The 20,984-nt window shown below is 41.9% G+C and carries 16 protein-coding genes; 11 read left to right on the plus strand and 5 right to left on the minus strand.

Annotated elements, in window-relative coordinates; translation table 11 throughout:
- Nucleotides 1–42 precede the first annotated feature (42 nt).
- Entirely contained in the window at nt 43–546 is a 504-nt protein-coding gene (gene tadA / locus GFB48_RS01385; protein WP_163930410.1) for a tRNA adenosine(34) deaminase TadA, read from the plus strand.
- 152 nt (nt 547–698) lie between these two features.
- Here tadA and mltF read toward each other — a convergent pair whose 3' ends face one another.
- Nucleotides 699–2,084 (minus strand): membrane-bound lytic murein transglycosylase MltF, encoded by a 1,386-nt coding sequence (mltF, locus tag GFB48_RS01390; RefSeq protein WP_163930412.1) that lies wholly within the window; start codon nt 2,082–2,084, stop codon nt 699–701.
- 278 nt (nt 2,085–2,362) lie between these two features.
- Here mltF and purL point away from each other — a divergent pair, with 278 nt between their 5' ends.
- The 3 genes from purL (at nt 2,363) to GFB48_RS01405 (ending at nt 8,907) form a co-directional block, all read left to right on the plus strand.
- Nucleotides 2,363–6,244: a phosphoribosylformylglycinamidine synthase gene (gene purL / locus GFB48_RS01395; protein WP_163930414.1), complete on the plus strand. Its 3,882-nt coding sequence runs from the start codon at nt 2,363–2,365 to the stop codon at nt 6,242–6,244.
- Nucleotides 6,245–6,597: 353 nt separating this feature from the next.
- Nucleotides 6,598–8,127, plus strand: a complete 1,530-nt coding sequence (locus GFB48_RS01400) for a hypothetical protein (RefSeq protein ID WP_163930415.1) — start codon at nt 6,598–6,600, stop codon at nt 8,125–8,127.
- Between the two features lie 36 nt (nt 8,128–8,163).
- A complete protein-coding gene (locus GFB48_RS01405) occupies nt 8,164–8,907 on the plus strand; it encodes an SDR family oxidoreductase (RefSeq protein WP_163930416.1) in 744 nt (247 codons plus the stop codon).
- Between the two features lie 4 nt (nt 8,908–8,911).
- Here GFB48_RS01405 and GFB48_RS01410 read toward each other — a convergent pair whose 3' ends face one another.
- Nucleotides 8,912–9,592: an NUDIX domain-containing protein gene (locus tag GFB48_RS01410; protein ID WP_163930417.1), complete on the minus strand. Its 681-nt coding sequence runs from the start codon at nt 9,590–9,592 to the stop codon at nt 8,912–8,914.
- A gap of 134 nt (nt 9,593–9,726) precedes the next feature.
- Between GFB48_RS01410 and GFB48_RS01415 the strand changes: the two genes are divergently transcribed.
- Both GFB48_RS01415 and GFB48_RS01420 read left to right on the plus strand, forming a co-directional pair.
- A complete protein-coding gene (locus GFB48_RS01415) occupies nt 9,727–10,731 on the plus strand; it encodes an SPFH domain-containing protein (protein WP_163930418.1) in 1,005 nt (334 codons plus the stop codon).
- 9 nt (nt 10,732–10,740) lie between these two features.
- Complete coding sequence (locus GFB48_RS01420) at nt 10,741–11,664, plus strand: sugar kinase (protein ID WP_163930419.1); 924 nt, start codon at nt 10,741–10,743, stop codon at nt 11,662–11,664.
- Nucleotides 11,665–11,704: 40 nt separating this feature from the next.
- On the opposite strand, the gene GFB48_RS01425 is transcribed toward GFB48_RS01420, so the two are convergent.
- Nucleotides 11,705–12,007: a DsbA family protein gene (locus GFB48_RS01425; protein WP_163930420.1), complete on the minus strand. Its 303-nt coding sequence runs from the start codon at nt 12,005–12,007 to the stop codon at nt 11,705–11,707.
- A gap of 281 nt (nt 12,008–12,288) precedes the next feature.
- On the opposite strand from GFB48_RS01425, the gene GFB48_RS01430 reads away from it, so the two are divergent.
- From GFB48_RS01430 to GFB48_RS01440, 3 genes are read left to right on the plus strand one after another with little or no spacing between them, the layout of a single operon-like run.
- Nucleotides 12,289–16,029 carry a polysaccharide lyase family 8 super-sandwich domain-containing protein gene (locus GFB48_RS01430; RefSeq protein ID WP_163930421.1) on the plus strand — a complete coding sequence of 1,247 codons (3,741 nt, stop codon included), beginning with the start codon at nt 12,289–12,291 and terminating at the stop codon, nt 16,027–16,029.
- A 12-nt stretch (nt 16,030–16,041) separates the two neighbouring features.
- Nucleotides 16,042–16,350, plus strand: a complete 309-nt coding sequence (locus GFB48_RS01435) for a hypothetical protein (protein WP_163930422.1) — start codon at nt 16,042–16,044, stop codon at nt 16,348–16,350.
- A gap of 50 nt (nt 16,351–16,400) precedes the next feature.
- Complete coding sequence (locus tag GFB48_RS01440) at nt 16,401–16,619, plus strand: TIGR02450 family Trp-rich protein (RefSeq protein WP_163930423.1); 219 nt, start codon at nt 16,401–16,403, stop codon at nt 16,617–16,619.
- A gap of 1 nt (nt 16,620) precedes the next feature.
- On the opposite strand, the gene GFB48_RS01445 is transcribed toward GFB48_RS01440, so the two are convergent.
- The gene (locus GFB48_RS01445; RefSeq protein WP_163930424.1) at nt 16,621–17,451 is read right to left on the minus strand and encodes a LysR family transcriptional regulator; all 831 of its coding nucleotides are present in this window, start codon (nt 17,449–17,451) and stop codon (nt 16,621–16,623) included.
- A gap of 182 nt (nt 17,452–17,633) precedes the next feature.
- On the opposite strand from GFB48_RS01445, the gene gshB reads away from it, so the two are divergent.
- Together gshB and GFB48_RS01455 are read left to right on the plus strand one after the other, a co-directional pair.
- Nucleotides 17,634–18,680: a glutathione synthase gene (gene gshB, locus GFB48_RS01450; protein ID WP_163930425.1), complete on the plus strand. Its 1,047-nt coding sequence runs from the start codon at nt 17,634–17,636 to the stop codon at nt 18,678–18,680.
- A complete protein-coding gene (locus GFB48_RS01455; RefSeq protein ID WP_240464809.1) occupies nt 18,640–20,652 on the plus strand; it encodes a flavohemoglobin expression-modulating QEGLA motif protein in 2,013 nt (670 codons plus the stop codon). The genes gshB and GFB48_RS01455 overlap by 41 nt, the downstream gene beginning before the upstream one ends.
- A 28-nt stretch (nt 20,653–20,680) precedes the next feature.
- Here GFB48_RS01455 and GFB48_RS01460 read toward each other — a convergent pair whose 3' ends face one another.
- Nucleotides 20,681–20,935 (minus strand): DUF2999 family protein, encoded by a 255-nt coding sequence (locus tag GFB48_RS01460; RefSeq protein ID WP_163930429.1) that lies wholly within the window; start codon nt 20,933–20,935, stop codon nt 20,681–20,683.
- Between the last annotated feature and the right edge of the window lie 49 nt (nt 20,936–20,984).

Below are 20,984 nucleotides of genomic sequence, written 5' to 3' on the forward strand. Positions count from 1 at the left end.
TTTGTTAAAATTAAAAATTATTTTTTATCGCGAATATATTCAATGACAAACGAGCCTAATAATCACCAATATTGGATGCAATATGCCATCGAAGAGGCTGCCAAGGCAGAAGCTTTAGGGGAGGTTCCGGTTGGTGCTGTATTAGTAAAAGATAATCAAATTATTGCTTCAGCTCATAACTTATCGATTGCTGCCCATGATGCTTGTGGGCATGCTGAAATTCGTTGCATACAAAGTGCTGGTGAAAAAATTCAGAATTACCGTATAGGGGGCACCTTGTATGTGACCTTAGAGCCATGCCCAATGTGTGCTGGAGCACTGGTTCATGCAAGAGTTGAAAAGGTGGTTTTTGGCGCTAAAGATTTGAAAACAGGTGCTGCCGGTTCGGTGATGAATCTATTACAACATCCTAATTTGAATCATCAATTAGCGGTCGAGCAGGGGGTGCTCGCGGATGAATGCGCCGAGCAGATCAGCAATTTTTTTAAGCGCCGCCGTGCCGAAAAGAAGGCATTAAAGTTGGCGCAAAAAGCCAATCAGCAATAACGACTAAAGCTCACTATGGGCAATGCCTATGTGCTGGAATTGTCTGAACATTTTTTGTCTGTGCAGAACTCTTTTGTGGGTGACTTTTCGGTGTGTGCGTCTTCGGCTCATCGCTTGTTGCCTTAATGTTCTTCTTTTCATTTTTGATTTCCTTATTCAGGGCTAAGTACAACAGTTTTAGGTGACATAATTATTACATTATCAGAAGCATACAAGTCTTTTAAAGGTTCATCTGTTAACAAGCTAAGGGTATCGTAATAGCGGCGTATGTTTTCTACATAATGAACAGCCTCTTTACCTCTAGCAAAACCATGACGTGTATAGTCATAATATCCAGGTTGATGAAGCAGTGGCAAGACCGTTTTTACGTCTTTCCAAGCACTGGGATCTAAGCCTTTAGATTGCGCAATTTTACGGGCGTCTTCCACATGGCCATAACCAATATTATAAGAGGCAAGCGCAAACCAGAGCCTTTCATGGGATGGGATAGATTTAGGCAAATTAGCAACGAGGTGATTGATGTATTGAGCGCCACCTCGAATCGATTGCTCCGCATCAAGGCGGTTGTCAACGCCGAGTTGTTTTGCCGTTGGGCGGGTTAGCATCATCATACCACGCACACCCGTATATGAGCGTGCTTTGGGGTTCCAATGGGATTCTTGATAGCTGATCGCCGCCAACATTTTCCAGTCAATATTAGCGGAATATTTTTTAAACCATGGTTGATATTTAGCTAATTTAGTATTTGCAGCACGAATAAATGCTCGAGTATCAACGTAATCAAAGCTACTGGTATGGCCAAAATATTTTTCTTGTAGATGCTCCATTTGACCAGTTTGGTGCGCGTGATTAAAAAAGTCCAGTAGGTGACTCAACAGATTTGGATCACTATTGTCAGCTAGCATCCAACCAATACTTTGTTGTTTTTTAAGCGTAAATGCTGCTCTTAATGTGGGTAAATATCTTTGCATTAGCGCAAGGTTAGCGCTGTCGGTTATGGTATAGCTAATTTCGCCCTTTGCCACTTTCACTAATAATGCTGCCGGGGTTGAATTGACCGTATTCCAAGTTACCTTTTGAGTTTGTGAGCTAAGAAGTTCTCCATAGAAAGACGATTTCGCTATGGTTAATTTATCATCAAGCTGATTTAGGTTGGCAGGCTTTTTAAATTGACGATTGTAAACCACAACATGGTCACTTTGGTACAAAGTTGGACCAGAAATTAAATTCGGGGTGTTAGCCAAGCTTTTTGGTATATTTGCAGCAATGATATCTACACTGCCATTGCGAGCGGCCGTTAATAGCGAATCGGTGTTAGGAAATGTAATAAACTCTATGTGCTGATCAAGAAAGTTGGCAAATTGGGTTGCTAACTCATAATCAAAGCCAATAATACGGTTTTCTGATGGATAATAAGAACTTGGGCTAATCAGAGTGCCAATTTTGAGAGTGCTAGCTTTAGAAGGCTCGGCAGGGCTAATACTGATAAGTAAGGTGCTAAAAAAATACAAGGTGACTGCATATATTGAGCTTTTCAAGTGTCCACCTTATACATTAAGAAATAAATATGCTTAAAGTATAGACACTATTAAAAATATTACCGTGCAATAGATCACAGCTTAAAAAATAGCCAGATTGAAAAATATTCACCTTAACAAGAAACTGCTTTGATATTAATGCTCTTTTAAATCAGTTGGTTAATGATAATTTGGGAAAACCTACTGATTAAGGTGTAGGTGAAGTTCATTTCAATTAAAACTATAATATGCGCGAATTCTACAACCCGTGACACTATTAATATAAAAGGCTACTCAACGTGTTTGAAATCCTTCGCGGCGCCCCTGCTTTGTCTGAATTCCGCCTAGCAAAGCTACAATCTCAATGCCAATCGGCAGCGATCCCTGCAACTTCAATTTATGCTGAATATGTTCACTTCGCCCATTTGAGCGACAGTTTGAACGATGATGAACTAGCAAAATTAGAAAAACTATTAACCTATGGTCCTGCCCTTAATCAGCAGCAACCTAGTGGCAAATTACTGCTGGTAACCCCTAGATTTGGCACCATTTCGCCATGGTCTTCTAAGGCCAGCGATATTGCCCATAATTGTGGCTTAAACAAAGTTAATCGTTTAGAGCGTGGTATTGCTTACTACGTAGAAGGCGAACTAACCGCTGCACAAGTACAAGCGTTAACTGCACTTATTCATGATCGCATGATGGAAGTGGTGCTTGAAGATATGAGCCAAGCTGAGGCGTTATTTGCTTCGAGTGAGCCTAAAGCACTGACCAGTGTCGATATCCTTGGTCAGGGCCGCAGCGCATTAGAAGTGGCAAACACTGAATTAGGTTTAGCCCTTGCTAATGATGAGATTGATTACTTAGTAGAGAACTTCACGCGCTTAGGTCGTAACCCCAACGACATTGAATTAATGATGTTTGCTCAAGCGAACTCTGAGCATTGTCGTCATAAGATTTTTAACGCTGACTGGACCATCGATGGTGAGAAGCAGCCTAAATCATTATTTAAAATGATTAAGAACACCTTCGAACATACCCCAGATCACGTATTATCAGCGTATAAAGATAATGCAGCAGTATTTGAAGGTTCAAAAGCCGGTCGTTTCTTCGCGGACAGCCATGACGGTCAATACCGTTACCACAACGAAGACATTCACGTACTGATTAAAGTAGAAACCCATAACCACCCAACCGCGATTAGTCCATACCCAGGCGCGGCCACCGGCAGTGGTGGTGAAATTCGTGATGAAGGTGCTACTGGTCGTGGTTCTAAGCCAAAGGCAGGCCTAACCGGCTTCACCGTGTCTAACTTAAATATTCCAGGGTTCGAGCAACCATGGGAAAAAGCCTATGGTAAGCCTGACCGCATTGTTACCCCGTTAGAAATTATGCTTGAAGGCCCTCTGGGCGGTGCAGCATTTAACAATGAATTTGGTCGTCCGGCACTGTTAGGTTACTTCCGTACTTACGAGCAAGAAGTGAACAGCTTTAATGGCACTGAAGTCCGTGGTTACCACAAACCAATTATGTTGGCTGGCGGCTTAGGTAATATCCGCGCTGAGCACGTACAAAAGGGCGAAATTGTGGTTGGCGCTAAGCTCATCGTACTTGGTGGCCCTGCTATGAATATTGGCCTTGGTGGCGGTGCCGCGTCATCAGTTGCCTCTGGTGAGTCTTCTGAAAACTTAGATTTTGCCTCTGTGCAGCGTGAAAACCCTGAAATCGAGCGTCGTTGTCAGGAAGTGATCGACCGTTGTTGGCAGCTTGGTGAAAATAACCCTATTGCCTTTATTCACGATGTCGGCGCAGGCGGTTTATCTAACGCCTTCCCAGAGTTAGTGGATGACGGTGGCCGTGGTGGTAACTTTGAGCTACGCCAAGTGCCAAACGATGAGCTGTCAATGAGCCCATTAGAGGTGTGGTGTAACGAATCCCAAGAACGTTATGTTATGGCGGTATCACCGGAAAACCTAGAGACCTTTGCGGCGATTTGTGAGCGTGAGCGTGCACCATTTGCGGTAGTGGGTGAAGCTATTGAAGAGCGTCATCTAACCCTAACCGATAAGCATTTTGATAATAAGCCAATCGATATGCCGATGGATGTGTTACTGGGTAAAGCCCCTAAAATGCACAAAGAGGCAACCACGTTAACGGCTGCAGGTTCCAATTTTGATACCAGCAAGGTTGACCTAAAAGATGCCATTGAGCGCATTTTACGTCTGCCAGCGGTCGCTGAAAAAACCTTCCTAGTGACCATTGGCGACCGTTCGGTAACCGGCCTAGTGGCGCGCGACCAAATGGTTGGCCCTTGGCAAATTCCTGTGGCGGATTGTGCGGTAACCGCAGCAAGTTTTGATACTTACCACGGTGAAGCCATGTCGATGGGTGAGCGTACGCCATCGGCACTGCTTAACCATGGTGCTTCTGCCCGTATGGCGGTGGCCGAATCGTTAACTAACATCGCTGGTACCCATATTGGTGAGTTAAAACGCGTTAAACTATCGGCGAACTGGATGGCCGCATCGGGTCACCCAGGTGAAGATGCTGGTCTTTACGAAGCGGTGAAAGCCGTGGGTGAAGAGCTGTGTCCTGCACTGGATATCACTATTCCAGTGGGTAAAGATTCGATGTCGATGAAGACGGCATGGAATGACGGTGAAGATAAAACCGTGACCTCACCACTATCACTGGTGATCACGGCGTTTGCCCGCGTAGAAGATGTGCGCGACACCGTCACCCCAGAGTTAAAGCTGGACAAGGGCGAGACCCGTCTTTTTGCTATCGACCTTGGTGAAAACCAAAACCGTATGGGCGCATCGGCACTGGCTCAGGTTTATAACGAACTAGGTCAAACGCCGGCTGATCTTGACCGTCCCGAACTACTATCAGGCTTCTTCAATGCCATGCAGCAGCTAGTGGCAAGCAAAACCCTATTGGCTTACCACGACCGCTCTGACGGTGGTTTATACACCACGCTAGTGGAAATGGCATTCTGTGCTAAAGCTGGCTTAAACATTGATTTAGCGGGTTTACAAGGGAGCGATATCGAGCGTCTATTTAACGAAGAGTTAGGTGGCGTGATCCAGGTTAAAAGCAGCGATGTTGAAGCTGTTAAAGCGGCGTTTAACAGTGCCGGCATTGGCCATTGCTTGACCGATATTGGTAGCGTTAATGATTCAGACACTATCGCCATCGTTGATGGTGAGCGTGCAGTATCAACCGAATCTCGCACCCGTCTGCGTGGTATTTGGGCTGAGACCACCCACCAAATTCAGTCACTGCGTGATAACCCAGAATGTGCCAAGCAAGAGCTTGCCAACAAGCTGTCAGACGATAAAGGTCTAGTAGCAGAGTTAAGCTTTGACGTCCATGAAGATGTGGCAGCACCATACATTGCTAAAGGTGCAGCTCCTAAGATTGCTATTTTACGTGAGCAGGGTGTGAACTCCCATGTAGAAATGGCCGCAGCATTCAGTCGTGCCGGCTTCGACGCCATCGATGTGCATATGTCTGACATCTTAGCAGGTCGTCTAACCCTAGAAGAAATGCAAGCGCTTGTGGCTTGTGGTGGCTTCTCTTACGGTGACGTATTAGGCGCAGGTGAGGGTTGGGCGAAATCAATCCTATTTAACGAGCGTGCTAAAGAGCAATTTGCCCAGTTCTTTGAGCGTGACAACACCCTGTCATTAGGTGTGTGTAACGGTTGTCAGATGATGTCGAATCTGAAAAGTCTGATCCCAGGTACTGAGCACTGGCCGCACTTTGTACGTAACCATTCTGAGCGTTTTGAAGCACGCTTTAGCTTGGTGGAAGTACAAAAGTCTAACTCGGCGTTCTTCGAAGGCATGGCTGGTTCGAAAATGGCGATTGCCGTATCCCATGGTGAAGGCCGCGCCGAATTTGCTAATGATGCTGCGCTGCAAACCGCAGAAGCCTCAGGCACCATTGGTCTGCGTTATGTGAATGCCCAAGGTGAAGTCCAGTCACAATACCCGGCTAACCCAAATGGTTCGCCAAATGGTATTACTGCCATTAGTTCATTAGATGGTCGTGCGACTATTATGATGCCGCATCCAGAGCGTGTGTTTAGGACAGTGGCGAACTCGTGGCATCCGGAGGATTGGGGTGAAGATAGTCCTTGGATGAGGATGTTCAGAAACGCCCGAACCAAATTCTAATGCGCCTAGTTTGACCTAACTGCGTTAACTGCAAAAGCCGACTCGAGTCACTTAGTAAACTAAGCTCCCCGGGCTCGGCTTTTTTGTTGCCTTGTTATGCCTGCCTAGGCTTTTTAGAATGCTTTTAGTTTTACTGCGTTTGCATCGTGATAACTGCGTTGCTTTAAAAATCGACCCGAGTCATTTAGGCAAGCTAAACTCCCCGGGCTCGATTTTGAAAGCGCCTTGTTCTCACTTCGCAAGCCTTGTAAAAATGCGTTAAGTTATAAGCCGAGTTAGTTTTCTAACTCGGCTTTTTTATATTTAAATGTTAAGTTTATGTAGTTAGTACATTTTTTAAAAGGATTTTAATTATGAGCGCTTGGTTAGATGCTAAGTCTAATAGCTTCGATGGATACTGGAATGAATTAAAAACTATTGTTTCTAATCTTGAAGAAGATTCAATGAATGTTAGTGAAGTTAGTTATGTTCTTCGCTGTAAAAAAGTGGTTGCTTACCTTGATGCAATAATTGATAGCTGCGATCCTGAGTTGATGAATAAAGATGTATGGGGGAATGCTGAAAAACAGTGCAACCCATGCATAAATAACCTAAATGCTTATATAAGTCAGGGTGATGAGCGCTATTTAGTTACTGCAAATAATCATTTAGATATTTTATTAAACTACTTTAAACCATCTGTAATGTATAAAGGAACTCAAGCAACGGCTGCAGCGGCAAGCTTTAGGCATTATAGGGAAGCTGTTGACAAGTTGATTCCAAAAGTTACGAAATACTCGGAAGCCGTTAGTAATTTAGAGTCAGAATTGGAAGTCTTCAAGTCTAACGCTGAAGCTAAATATAATGCTCTTGAAGTTTATTATGACAAGGCATTTGAGGGAACCGACGAAGAGCCTGCGCTTGAAGAGCAAATCGATGACTTGAAGCTGAAGTCAGAATCATTGGTTGAAGAATTAGAAGATTACTCAGCTAAGTTGTTGATTAAATATAATAGTAGTGACTCTATTGAAAGTGATGTCGAGCAGTACGTTGACAGTATTAAAGAGGTTAGCTCAACAATTGATAAAACTCTGAAGAGTATTGATGAAAAAGTTGGTGAGTTAGAAGTACTTTACAACACTATTATGGGTAGTGTGGAGGAAGATAGCGAGGTAGTAGATGAGGAAGGTATATTAGGCTTAAAAGCTGAATTAATTAGCGCTAAAAATGAACTAGAGTTAAAAAAGAATGAACATGAGCAGTACTTTGCAGAAGTAGAATCTAAAATTAATGATGTTCTTCCTAGAGGCACAGCAGCAGGATTAAGTCAGGCCTATGAAAGATTGCAAAATAAAACTTCAAGGCAAGTTGTGTTTTATAATTTTGTGGTTTTTATAGGCATTACTTTACTGTCAATTTCTGGCTTTCTGACTGTGACAGAAGTTCCTGTTCATGCCATTGATAATGTCAGCAGTCAGTTAGAAAGTAATAGCAAAAAAGATATTTTGGTTGAACTTACTGGTCGTAGTTTAATTAGTTTTGAATCTCCATCAGCGTTATTGGGAACTATATTTCAAAGATTACCTTTATCAGTCCCAGCATTTTTGCTTTTACTTTTCTCTTTGAAAAGGAGAGCAGAAAACTTCAGATTAAATCAAGAGTATGCTCATAAAAGGGCTGTAGCACAGTCATATGTAGGCTTCATGAAAGAAATATCTGAAATGACAGACCTTAACAGTGAGCTTAGGAACAAGCTAATGAGTGTTACGATAGATGCTATTTCTAAGAATGCAGCAGAAACACTCTCTAAAAAAGACTCGAACAATGAAACTGTAAAACCAACTAAAGAAGCAGTTGCAATGGTTAATGATGTTGTCAAAGCTCTAAAGGTTTCATCAAAGTAAGTTGGCTCTTACTAGGCAGGCAGAGAAGGAATCTCGATGAACAAGGTAGTTTTGGTGACAGGTGGTGGTCGTGGGATTGGTGCGGCGACGGCTATGTTGTTGGCGGCAGAGGGGTATACTGTGGCGGTCAACTTTGTGCGTGATAGGGCTTCGGCTGAGGGTGTGGTTGCTGCGATAGTTGCAGCGGGTGGCGTTGCCAAGGCATTTCAGGCGGATGTGGCTGATGAGCAGCAGGTTGCTGGGTTATTTACAGCGGTGCAAGCTGAGTTTGGGCTGGTGACCCATTTAGTTAATAACGCAGGGGTGTTGGCGGAGCAAATGCCGCTAAAAGACATGTCTTTTGAACGCTTTAATCGAGTCGTTTCCACCAATATTAATAGCGCATTTCTTTGTTGCCGAGCTTATCTTAATCAAGCTGAAACTTTGAGCTTAAATGGTGGCGCAATTGTAAATGTGTCATCTGCCGCAGCGAAAAGTGGTTCGCCCTTTGAATATGTGGATTATGCTGCTTCTAAAGGGGCAATTGATACTTTAACCCGTGGTTTAGCGTTGGAGTTGGCTGAGCAGGGCATTAGAGTTAACGGCGTGCGTCCTGGTTTTATTGATACCGATATGCACAGTGATGGTGGTGAGCCGGATAGAGTCGCAAGGCTCGCGGACTCCATCCCGCTTAAGCGCGGTGGTGAAGCTTTAGAGGTGGCAGAGGCCATCGCTTGGTTACTTAGCGGTAAAGCCTCTTTTACTACTGGTAGCTTTATAGATGTTGCTGGTGGTAAGTAACAGTCTATAGGCTCATATTTCTTTCAAAGTGGAAAATGTTAGCATCAGGTTTTAGCGTGTACAATTGTGCTTGGCGCTTTCCCGTGGCTACTTTGCTGTCAGTCTCCGTAAACATTTCACTTTTTTCAATTCTTCGTATCAATGACTTGCGCTGAACTTCTTTACCGATAATTGCTTCAATCACTTGTTTTAATTGCGATATAGTGAAAAGTTCAGGCAAGCAGAAAACAGGTAACATGGAATAGAGGGCTTTCTGTTGCAGTCTTTCATAAGCGGTTTTTATAATCAGTTTATGATCAAAGGCCATATCTAAATGTTCAATATCGTCATAATCAATCCATTCGGCATCATGAACGGTTTCCACATGGGTTGAGGTTTGCTGATGGGCAATCAGTGCAAAATAAGCAACAGTGATAGCAAAGCCCCTTGGATCTCTATTGGCGCCTGAAAATGTTTGTAGCTGCTCTAAGTAATTAGGGTGAATACCCGCCTTGGCCGCAAGTTTTCTAGAGGCCGTATCTTCAGTGGTGCTATCGATGGCTGGATCAACAAAGCCCCCGGGCAAAGACCAGCTATCAATAAATGGCTCAATCGATCGCTGTACCAGTAACACCTTCAAATTATCTTCTACTACCGTAAACAGTACGCTGTCTACGGTTACTAAGGGCTGAATATATTCTGGCATGGGATCTTCTATTTATGTCTTTAGGACAATTATTTTACCTAACCGCAAAAAAAGATCAAAAAAATACTTTACAAAAGTGTCTTTGTGACATATTTTAAAAGTGTCACTGAGACATTTTATTAAAGGAGAAATAAATGTTAGGTATTAAATTCTACAAAGCAGACCCATCCACTTATGTAATGTTGTTTAAAAATGGCGAAGTTAAATTGCAAGGAAGAGGAACCAGTTTTTACTACTTCGCTCCAAGTTCATCTTTAGTTGCGATACCGTTAAGTTCCAAGGAAAAGCCTTTCGTATTTAGAATGAAAACCAACGATTACCAAGATGTAACGGTTCAAGGGCAGATTACATTTCGAATTGAAAATCCAGAACTTGCCTCGCAAATGATCAATTTTACATTGGATGACGCTGGTCATTACCTGTCGGAAGAGCCAGAAAAACTGGAAGATCGAATCATGCGTAACGTTCAAGTGGTTGTTCGAAATTCCATAGAGGAAATGGCTTTAGGGGCAGCATTGAATAGTGCCAAAATTTTAACTCAAACACTCAAAAATGAGTTACCTAATCAGTCTTCTTTGAAGCAGTTAGGAATTGAAATTACAGAAATTTCCCTAACAGCAATTACGCCTACTCCTGAAACCGCAAAAGCGCTTGAAGCAGAAGTGAGGGAATCATTACTTAAAGATGCTGATAATGCAATTTATGCCAGACGTTTATCAAGTATCGAACAAGAAAAACAAGTTCGAGAAGAGGAGTTAGAAACAGAAAAAGCCATTGCTAAAAAACAACAAGATCTTGAAAAGCAGGTTCTGCAAGCTAAGCGTGAAAAGATGCAACAGCAATATGAAATGGACCAAGAAAAACTGGAAGCCAGCACAGAAAATGAGCGTTTAAGAGCCAAGTTAGTGGATCTAGAGAATATTAATAATAAGGCTAAAGCTGACACTAAGGCTTATGAAATTGAAACACAGTTAGCCGCATTTAATACTATCGATTCAGATCGCTTAAAAGTGATGTCGATGGGGGGGGCAAAACCAGAATTACTGATTGCTCAGGCTATTGAGAATTTAACTCAAGGGGAAAACAAAATTGGAAACTTGAATCTATCACCTGATTTATTGCAATCCTTAATGAAATAGGGCCTGGTCATGATTACAGATCGAAAAATAGTACTTATCTATAGGAAAACTCGGCTGGTAGAACTTAAAGAGAAATATTGTACTTTAGGGCAGGCTAAATTTTATTTAGAACATTTAGGTGAATCAATCGAGTCCTACCAAGACGAGCATGATCGATTTGAAGCGGTATTAAAAAAATTGAGCAATGATTTTAGCAAGCTCGCAAGGGTGCAATTATTAGAGCGCAGTTTTTTACCAACTTACAAGTTTAGTCATGATGACTTAGTGGTTGTGGTTGGTCAGGATGGTTTAGTTGCCAATACCATGAAGTATCTAAATGGCCAGGCAATTGTCGCAGTTAATCCTTTGCCTGACTTATTTGATGGCGTTTTGCTTCCATTTTTGGCTTCTGATGCTAATTCAATTTTGATGGAATTGCTGATGAGCACAGTTAAGTTGAGTGACATAACTTTAGCAGAGGTGAATACTAATCTTGGTCAATCATTATTATCAGTTAATGATATTTTTATCGGGCCCAAAAGTCATACTTCGGCTAGATATAAAATAGCGATTGATAATAGCAGTGAGGAGCAAAGTTCCTCAGGGATTATAGTCTCTACCGGATTAGGTTCGACTGGCTGGTTTAAAAGTATCTTGGCGGGTGCGAGCGGTATTGCTGGAAGGCAAGTGCGCTCAAAATTAAGCAATGGATTCAAATGGAATAGCCCATATCTGTATTACTCAGTAAGAGAGCCCTTTCCATCTTCAGTGACTTCATGCAAAAAAATTTTTGGAAAAGTGAATAAAGGCAAAGAACTTATTTTAACTTCAAGAATGGCAGAAAATGGGGTTATTTTCTCTGATGGTATTGAGTCTGACAGTATTGAGTTTAATGCAGGAACAACGGCAATTATTAAAGTAAGTTCAAAAGTTGGTTTACTGGTTACAGGTTAAAACTAATTGAGCCGAGCGTGTCCTAGCTCGGCTTCGTGTTTTATAACCCTAAATACTGCTTCAGTAGTTGTTTATACACATCCACGCTTTGGGCGCCGGGTAGGTCTTGTTTCATATTGAACGCTAGGGTGGGTAGCGAGTTGACCCCGAGGTTTTTCCACTTGGCTTCTTCAGCATTAAACTCTGATTTGGCATCATCACAATTGATAAAGGTTAGGGCGACTTCGGCAGGTAAGTCCAAATCTTGGGCGATGTTTGCCAGAGTATCAAGGTTGGAGAGGTCTTGCAGGTTGCTAAAGTTAGCGCTTATCAATGCCAGCTTGGGCAAGATTATTGCGGGCATTGATGCTGTCTATTTAACATATAGAGTAAGTATGGAAGGGAAACTCTGCCTAATTTATTAGGCTTGAATGTTGATTTTCAAGTGTGCGTGTCGTGGTTTAATTGTTGAAAGGTTGGCACTAACAACCACTAATCCTATTGCAACCTTAAAGTGATGGTGTCACTGCGGGCACATTTTCCAAATTTGGATAAGTTTATTAAAGATTTGTAAAGCCTTTGGTCAAGTGAAGTTCACCTTCTATAAGATGAATTACCAAAAATAATAATAATTTAAGGTGATTCATGTTTGTTAAAATGCGTGACTTGAGCTTAATCGGCTTAATTTCAGTTAATTTGATTGCCTGTTCTGAAGTCGATACTAATAGCAGCAAAATTGATACCACAAACCCACCTATTACTGGTACAAATAATGTTGCTCCAGTTGCGGTAATTAGTTATCAAGTTGATAGCCTCGATTTAATTGAATTGGGACAAAGCTTAGATTTGTCAGCGGCAACGAGCACGGATACTGACGGTGATAGCTTAACTTATCGTTGGACACTGTTAGCAAAGCCAAGCTCATCAGAGTTAGTGCTTCAAGATAGTCTTGATAGTATTAGTGTTCACTTTGACGTAAGTGGTGAATATGTACTGCAACTTATTGTCAATGATGGCCAAGTGGATTCTGAGCCACAACAAATTAACGTTTTAGTTAAAGAGCAAGCCATCGTTGAGGAAGTGCCCGCTTCTGGCACGGACGGTGGTACTGACACCGGCATGGACGGCGGTACTGACACCGGCACGGACGGCGGTACTGACACCGGCACGGACGGCGGTGCTGACACCGGCACTGACGGCGGTGCTGACACCGGCACTGACGGCGGTACTGACGGCGGCACGGACAGCGGCATGGACGGCGGTACTGACACCGGCACGGACGGCGGCACAGACACCGGCACGGACGGCGGCACAGACACCGGCACTGGCGGCGGTGTAGATGGTGGTACTGATACAGGTACTGATACCGAGCCAGAAGCAACCGAAAACTTTGGTTTACAGCATGTGTTTGCTGATTACTTTGATATTACTCCAGCTGATTCACAAGTGACCGGAAAGTTACAATTGGCTTTAAACCGATGCAGCACTTTTGCTAATAGTTACTATCGTAGCTCCCCTGATTGTGAGAACTTTTCCCATACGGATTATTTATTTAAAATTGTGGATGGACAAAATCCCAATAAGTTTGAATTAGTGAATAGTTATGATAATCAAAGGCTAGAGGGGGTGTTAAGGGTTAAGGCTGGTGAAAGTTTAACCTTGAATGATGATGTCGCGGGCTTAACAATCGAATTATACCAAGCTTCCCAGTTAATCAGCCGTTTTGAAATTGACATTGCTGTTGTCGCTCAAACTCAACAACAACAGTATATGCAAAAGTTGACCCTTTTTGCTGAGGGCGAAAGCAGAATGTGGGGACGTCGCGAGACCACTTGGGGAAGCCCTGAGCTTGAGCAAGTGTTAACCCAGATCGAAACCAATAATGGTGTATTTGACGATCTCGGGGTTTATCAAATCACTTCTGCACAGCAATTTCTTGGCCGAGAAGACAAGCTAAACTCTGATGATTTACAAGAAGCTGCGAAAAGGATTGGTGGTTTGGCTTATGCGTTTCGGGAACTATCTGAGTCACAAAAAGCCGATGCGGCCAGCGGTAAACGTATTCTTGAAGGGATAATTCTTGCGTTTAATGCTTACGCAAAATTGATTCCTGTTGATAGATGGGATGATATCGGTGACGGTTTTGGAGGGTTGGATCATAGCGATCGCACCCATCAATGGCGTTTCAGCGATCCGATTTCATTAGCTGTTATTTATGCTCAGCCCTATGCTATGGAGTTGGCAACAGGCAATTCAGCATTAAAGGCGCACGCTCAAGCATTCCAGCAACATTTATATGTTTTTTCTCAAATTAATTTTGCTCTTCCCTATGCCGATCGATATGACATTATTTATCAGCCAGGAATAGATTTAAAAAGGCGTTATTATTTAGAGGACGCTTTAAGTCAATCTTCTGGAGCTTGGTCTGACGCTAACCGCCATCATCGGATTCGAGCTTGGGCTACTATGACCGGGATTTGGCACGATTATAACCGACCGCTTACCGATAAGCAGTGGTGGTACAGTGATTATGAGCCAATGGCTGCCGAAGCGACCACTATCTTTAATCAATGGCAGCCCTCTGGAGCATTTAAAGACTTACAGACTTGGTTAAATACCAACACCGTTAAGGGCAAAACTTTTGCGAATGGTGGGATTTTCCCCGATGGCACGATTTCGCATCATACCGGCACTCGTCAAGATCTGGCGATGTTTGCCTATGGCTATGAGTGGATGGCAACAACCCCAATAGAAGTGGCTGAGTTGTTAAAAGGGACGCCATGGGCGATGAACAGTGACACTTTAGAGTTCAGTAGTGAGTTCATGCTTAAGGCTGTGGCACCGTTAATTTATGCAGGTGGTCATGATTATCAAACCACTGGTCGCAGCCACTTTAGTACTAATGTGGATATTTTTGCCCAAGATAAAATCATTCCGAGCATTGATCATATCCTCGCGGTGAAAGAAGAGAGTACCGAGTTGGCAAGTGAACAGCCATTGATAGATTTCCAACAAAGCCTAAAGGACGGCAGTTATCAAAATAGCGGTAACTTTGCTTACTGGTTTAGTAGCTTCATGGCCCATAGGCGCGGTGGCGGCTCAGAGCAACCCTGGTATGCTTCTTTCTCTCAGCAATCTTTGCGTAATCGCGGCGCTGAAAGCTTTGGCGGTGATCCGGGCTTTCATAACGGCAGTGGTGTTTTGCAAGTTAAAGTTGAAGGAGATGAATACTCCGCTGCAAGGTTCAATTTTGATTGGCATATTCAACCAGGCATTACCGAAGAGTGGCGCAGTGATATTTTACCTATGCAATCATTTTATGTTGGTGAGAATATAGGATTAAGCACCGAGGTTTTTGCTGGGACTGTTTCAGATTTACGAAACGGCATTGCGGCGATGAGTTATTCCACTAAAGCGGATTACGCTTCTGCAAAAGCGGATAAAATGGCTTTCTTTAGTGATAGTGGCGTTTTAGCGGTAGGAGACAATGTACAAAGGGATTTGAATAAAACCAAAACCAAATATCAATCCACAGGTCAGTATCCGATTGTTACTAGTGTTGATCAAACAAAGTGGTCTACAGACATTAGTCTATCGACTCAAGCCGCAGTGATTAGTGGCTCATTAACAAGTATTAATCAGCAAATTAGTTTTAGCGATCCTATTTGGTTACATCAGGGGAAAAAAGGTTATGTTGTATGGCCTAACCGTGATGTTAGCCAACTGACAATTGTTGGTGGTGACAGTTTAAACCTTTCTAAGGGAGCCGGTAACGCCACCAAAGCAGTGGCATTTGTTCTGGATCATGGTTTAAATACCCTTGCCAAGGGCTATCAATATATGATTTTCCCCAATGTGACGGCTGCTGAAATGCCACAAATTATGGCTCAAGCAATTAACCAAGATGTGCAAATTGCTGATGGTATGTATGGCGTGTATTGGCAAGACCAACAGTTATATCAAGGAGTGTTCTATCAAGCTGGAACAATAAATTTTGCTGATGGTGTCACACTGACGGTAGATAAACCAGCGTTGGTACAGTTGACAGATCAAGGGGACAGTTGGTTGTTAGCGATAAGCGACCCTACTCACCATAGTCAAGCAGTAGACCCTGATAGCCGCAGTAACTTTGATGCTCCTTTAAAAGTGGGGGAAAATCGGATCCAGCTGCAAATTAACCAATCTTTACAAACGGGCACTTATAATTATGATACACAGGGTTATGAGCGCATATATTTTGCCAAGCAAGATGTTGAAGTAACTAATAATCACAGCGGAACTTTAATTGAAGTCAATCTGCCTGATGATACCGACCAACAAACTTATAACTATGCCGAGCAAGCATACTCTGGTATGAGTGCTGTGGTTTCTATCTCTAAAAACTAAAAGGAGTTTATTATGTTAAGAATTATATTGATAACGTTAATGTTGCTACCACTTTCATCGATGGCTGAAGTGTTTAAAGGTCGCTTAAAAGTTGTTGAGGGCAACGCTATCACGCTACAAGATGGTAATAAGAAAAAGGGGACTTTAGAACAGAAAAGTCTTACTTTTGATGATACAACTCAAATTCGTCAAAAAGTGAATGGTAAATGGCAGCAATTTAAACCTGAAGATTTAGCAGGCTTTTTAGAAGCCCGTCTTGCGGTGCATTTTGATGAGTCTAATAAAGCGACTAAAATTAATATCCTAAAGAAGAAAAACTAAGCTAGAGAGTTAATATCCTCGTATCTATGACAAATAGATACGAGGTCAAGATGAATCGATTCAATCCCCAAAAGTTGCTTAACAGCAAGTGGACAGCCGTCACCCCCCAGAATAAAGAAAAACATTTCGTAGTGGTTGAGGTTGACTACGACGAGCAGACATCAGAGTTGCTAAGTTGTGTCATAGAGGCGGTGTTAACTAAACGCCAGTGCCCAATTGACTGGCGCGCTCTTAAAAATTCTAAACAGTGGCAGTTGGGTTGGAAATAAGTTACTGCAGATGGGCAAACAAATTTTTTAACTCTTCAATCAGCTGATAGTTTGGATTATTTTTCTTGTATACCAAGTATATTGGACGTTTGATTTGTACAGGGGTGTTAATATCATAAAGCTTTTTAGCCGCAATGAGTTCCTTTACTTGGCTACTGGCTAAGTAAGCAAATCCTCCCTTTGATAGGATAACTTCTAAGGCAACGATTGCCGTGGAAGTTTTAAAGCTGGGGGTGACTTTATGATGTAAAGCATGCTCTCTATTAAAGGTCAGCCCCCAATCGACAAGCACATAATCATTAACTTCAGATGTGAATTGCGGTCGAGAACCGACCAAGGCGAGATTGAAGTAACCTAAAAGCTCATTTGAAAAACCATCTTCTTTTATGGGATCGGTTAGCAAGCCAACATCTAAGGTGCGATCATCGATTTTTCTTTGTATCGCTTCTCTAACAGAAATTTCGGTGTTTAAAACCAAATGATCAAATAAATCGAGAGCATCATGTATTCTTGAGCTTAAAAAAGCATCCCAAACATTGGGAGTAGCGGCAATATTAAAGGTGAGTTTTTGCTCGCTAGCGATTGATGCTGCAAGCTTGGATTGCTCAAGTTGACTGACAATCAGATGGGCATGTGAAAGTAGTGCTTCACCGGCTGGCGTTAATCTGAGGTTATTTTTATCGCGGATAAATAACAAGCTATTGTAAAAATCCTCCAGTTGTTTAATCCGAGCACTAACCGCTGCCTGGGTGATATACAGAGTTTCTGCAGCTCGACCAAAATGTTTGTTATCTGCAACAGCAATAAAAGTTTTAAAAAGACGAATATCCATCTATGTTTGAGAAGTGATTTTTGGTTTGTATAAGTTAGCCTTGAATTTGGATTTAGGATAGTCATTTTTAAGGAGCAAAGATATTTTTTTGCTTATCGACAAAAATTTTTTTAAAGAATTGTTATGCACATTTGTTTAAGCTCCACCACCCTTAATATGGTTTATTTTTTTAGAGTATCGCCATGAAAATTTGTTTTATTATGTACCCTTGGTCTGCAATCGATCCTGAGGCTGACTCAACTCTGCGTCTTATTCACGAATGTGTCAAACGTGGTCATACGGTGGCACTTTCAACGGTGAATAATTTAACCATACGTGATAGCGTCGCCAGCGCTTTTTGCGATGTTTTCACTAAAAAGAATAAGTGTTCAGATAACATAGTGGCCTTCTACAAGGCTGCGGATTTCAAAAAAGCTCAGCTTCCCCTAGGTGGATTTGATGCCATTATCATGAGGGCTAATCCACCTCTTGACGCTTTAGCACTTAATTTTTTAGATTCAGTTCGTTCAGGCACTTTTATTATGAATGATCTTGATGGCTTGCGTATTGCTAACAATAAAATCTATACCGCCTCTTTTCAGGATACAGCCAGTGAGTTTATTCCTGCAACTCATGTATCCAAAAGCCGTGATTATTTGGAAAGGATATTCCAAGATTCTCAAAGCGATAAGATGATCCTAAAACCTCTCGATGGCTTTGGTGGCAGAGGTGTGATCGTAATTGAAAAATCTGCTCAGCAAAGCTTCCGTTCGCTACTCGATTTTTATATTGGTGGTGATGAACATGGTAAAGGTAGTAACTATGTGATTTTACAAGATTATGTAGAAGGTGCGGAAGAAGGCGATGTTCGTATTCTAATGCTTAATGGTGAGCCTATTGGCGCCATGAAACGTATTCCGGATTCGGGGGATGTCCGTTCCAATGTGCATGCTGGTGGTCGAGTGGTAAAACACAAACTCACCGCCCAAGAGAAAAGGTTATGTAAATACATTGGGCCTAAACTTGTTCGTGATGGTTTGTATTTTACCGGTATTGATGTGATTGGCGGTAAATTGATTGAGGTTAATGTTCTCAGCCCTGGGGGTATTATGCGAATCAACAAGCTTAATCGTGTCAAACTTCAGGTTGATGTGATCGACTTCGTTGAGAGTGTTGTTCATGCTAAAGAATTAGTCTTAAGTCGTAAGAATGAATTTAGAAAGGCTATTGAAGATGCTAACGCTGTCTGAGCAAGAGTGCATTGCACTGATCAAGAAAAGGCAGTGTTTTCACGCAAGCGTCAACAACGGTGCCTTTATTGTAAAAATTGATGATTATTCGCCAGTGATTTGTGCTGCTATTCATAATGGCCACAATCTTAGAAATGAGCTCCAAAAAAACTTCTTACTCTCTAAAGAAGAACGTTTTTATGAAGAAGATCCATACACAGATGAGCTTATTTCTTCGTTTCCAATACAAATTATTGGCAATGATTCACGCTTTGAATATGATCTCAATCGTGCCAAGACCCTCAGTACCTACTTTAAAACAGCGTGGGCTAAGCAAGTGTGGCAAAAGCCCTTGAGTGCAAAGCAGAGGGCCGTGTCACAACAAAAGCATCAATCATTTTATAATGTATTGGAAGCGATTGTTGCGACCACAGAAAAGTACTTTGGCAGTGCTATTGTTTTCGATATTCATTCTTATAATTATCAGCGTATTGAAAAAGACACCCCCACTTTCAATATTGGCACTGGTCAGATAGATGTGGAACGCTGGGGAGCAGTAGTTAAACACTTTAATAAACAGCTCAATAGAATTGAACTGCCTAATATTAGTGCTCGAAGCGCCATTGATGAAGTGTTTCAAGGTCGTGGCTACTTGATCAGCCATGTTAATGCTCACTTTGATAATACCTTGGTGCTGCCGACCGAAGTAAAAAAAGTGTTTATGAACGAAATCACAGGTGAACCATATCCTTTAGTGCTTGAAGAACTTAAAGCAAGCTTTAAAGAGGCGTTATCGCAAACTGCGGCATATTTTGTGCGCCGCTACGGTAAGAAGAAGCAGACTCAAAAAGCAGATGTACTGTCATCAAGCTTAAGTAAAGAAACAATAGCTTTAGACAGAAAACTATACAGTTTGTGTCGTAATATTGAGACATTGAACTTTATTAATCCTGTTAATATTGCTAGGGAGCGAAGCAAGTTTTTAAAGGGCAAAGGCCAGCAATCTCCTGAATTTTGTTATCAACAAATAAATATAAATCCTTTTAAGTTTAAAGAGCAGTTGTATAAATTACCGGTAGATGAAATCGACGATGCTGGCATTGCCCAATTGTATCGCCATGTGATTTCTAATCTGACGAGTAAAGTTGATCTTATTGCTTCTATCGGTACCAATGAGTTTATTTATAACTCACTGCGCTACTACGGTGAGCCATCCCAAACAGATATTGCTAATGCTCGCTTTTTACTGCACTTAAAAAGTGAATCTGCGCAAGATGGTGAGCTTCTAAGTGCAGATCAAGCAATTACTTATTTTAAAGAGCAGGCGGCAGTTTGGGGCTTAAAGTGCCGAATAGAAAAGTCTGCTAAATTAGTGGCTAAAGCAATGGTCAACAATGAAAAGACATTATTGCTTATTAACAAAGATGCCCATTTCAATCACAAAGAAATAAAGGCGTTTGCTTTTCATGAGCTTGGCATTCATATGCTGACCACCATTAATGCCAAAAAGCACCCACTAAGGGTGTTTAGTATTGGCTTAAGTGGCAATACCTATACCCAAGAGGGCTTAGCTATTTACAGTGAGTTTTGTTCAGGAAGCTTAACCCTTGAGCGCCTACAAATCATCGCTTTAAGAGTAATAGCTGTGTCATACATGCTAGAACACAATGATTTTGTTAGAACTTATCATGCTTTATTAAACGAGTTTAATTTAACTGATGAGCATGCATTTACGCTAACGACAAGGGTATATCGAGGCGGTGGCTTTACCAAAGATCACCTTTATTTGAAAGGCTTTAGAGATATTTTACAGTTAGCTAAGCAAGGTAGTATTGATAATTTGCTGGTAGGTAAAGTCGGCTTACTGGATTTTGATATAACCAATGAATTAGTGGATAGGGAGCTAATTATGCCACCGAATCCTTTGTTCGATCTCACTTACAAATCCAGTGGAGATGCTATATTGGATTTTGTGGTTAACTCACTTAAATAATAAAAAGGTCGCGTAGGCGACCTTTTTATTAGTGTTGGCTAAGTTGTTGTTTCGCTGCTTCAACTTTAGCGAAGTCTAATCCTAGTTCTTCAACTGCTTCTTTGAGCAGGCTGGGGTTTTGCATGACTAAGCCCATTAATTGCTGCAACCCTGCAGGCTCAATCCCCAGTTGACTGATGATGCCCATAGCGGCCATCGGGTTGGACGTCAGGGTGTCAAATAGCTCTTTAATCTTGTCATCTGAAATGTTGTGCTTTTTTAAAATTTCTAGAATAGGGTTCATGCCCACCTCGCAAATGATTATCTTCAGCGAGAGAGTATAATAATTTTGG

This window comes from Paraferrimonas sp. SM1919 (genome assembly GCF_010993985.1).
Classification (GTDB): domain Bacteria; phylum Pseudomonadota; class Gammaproteobacteria; order Enterobacterales; family Shewanellaceae; genus SM1919.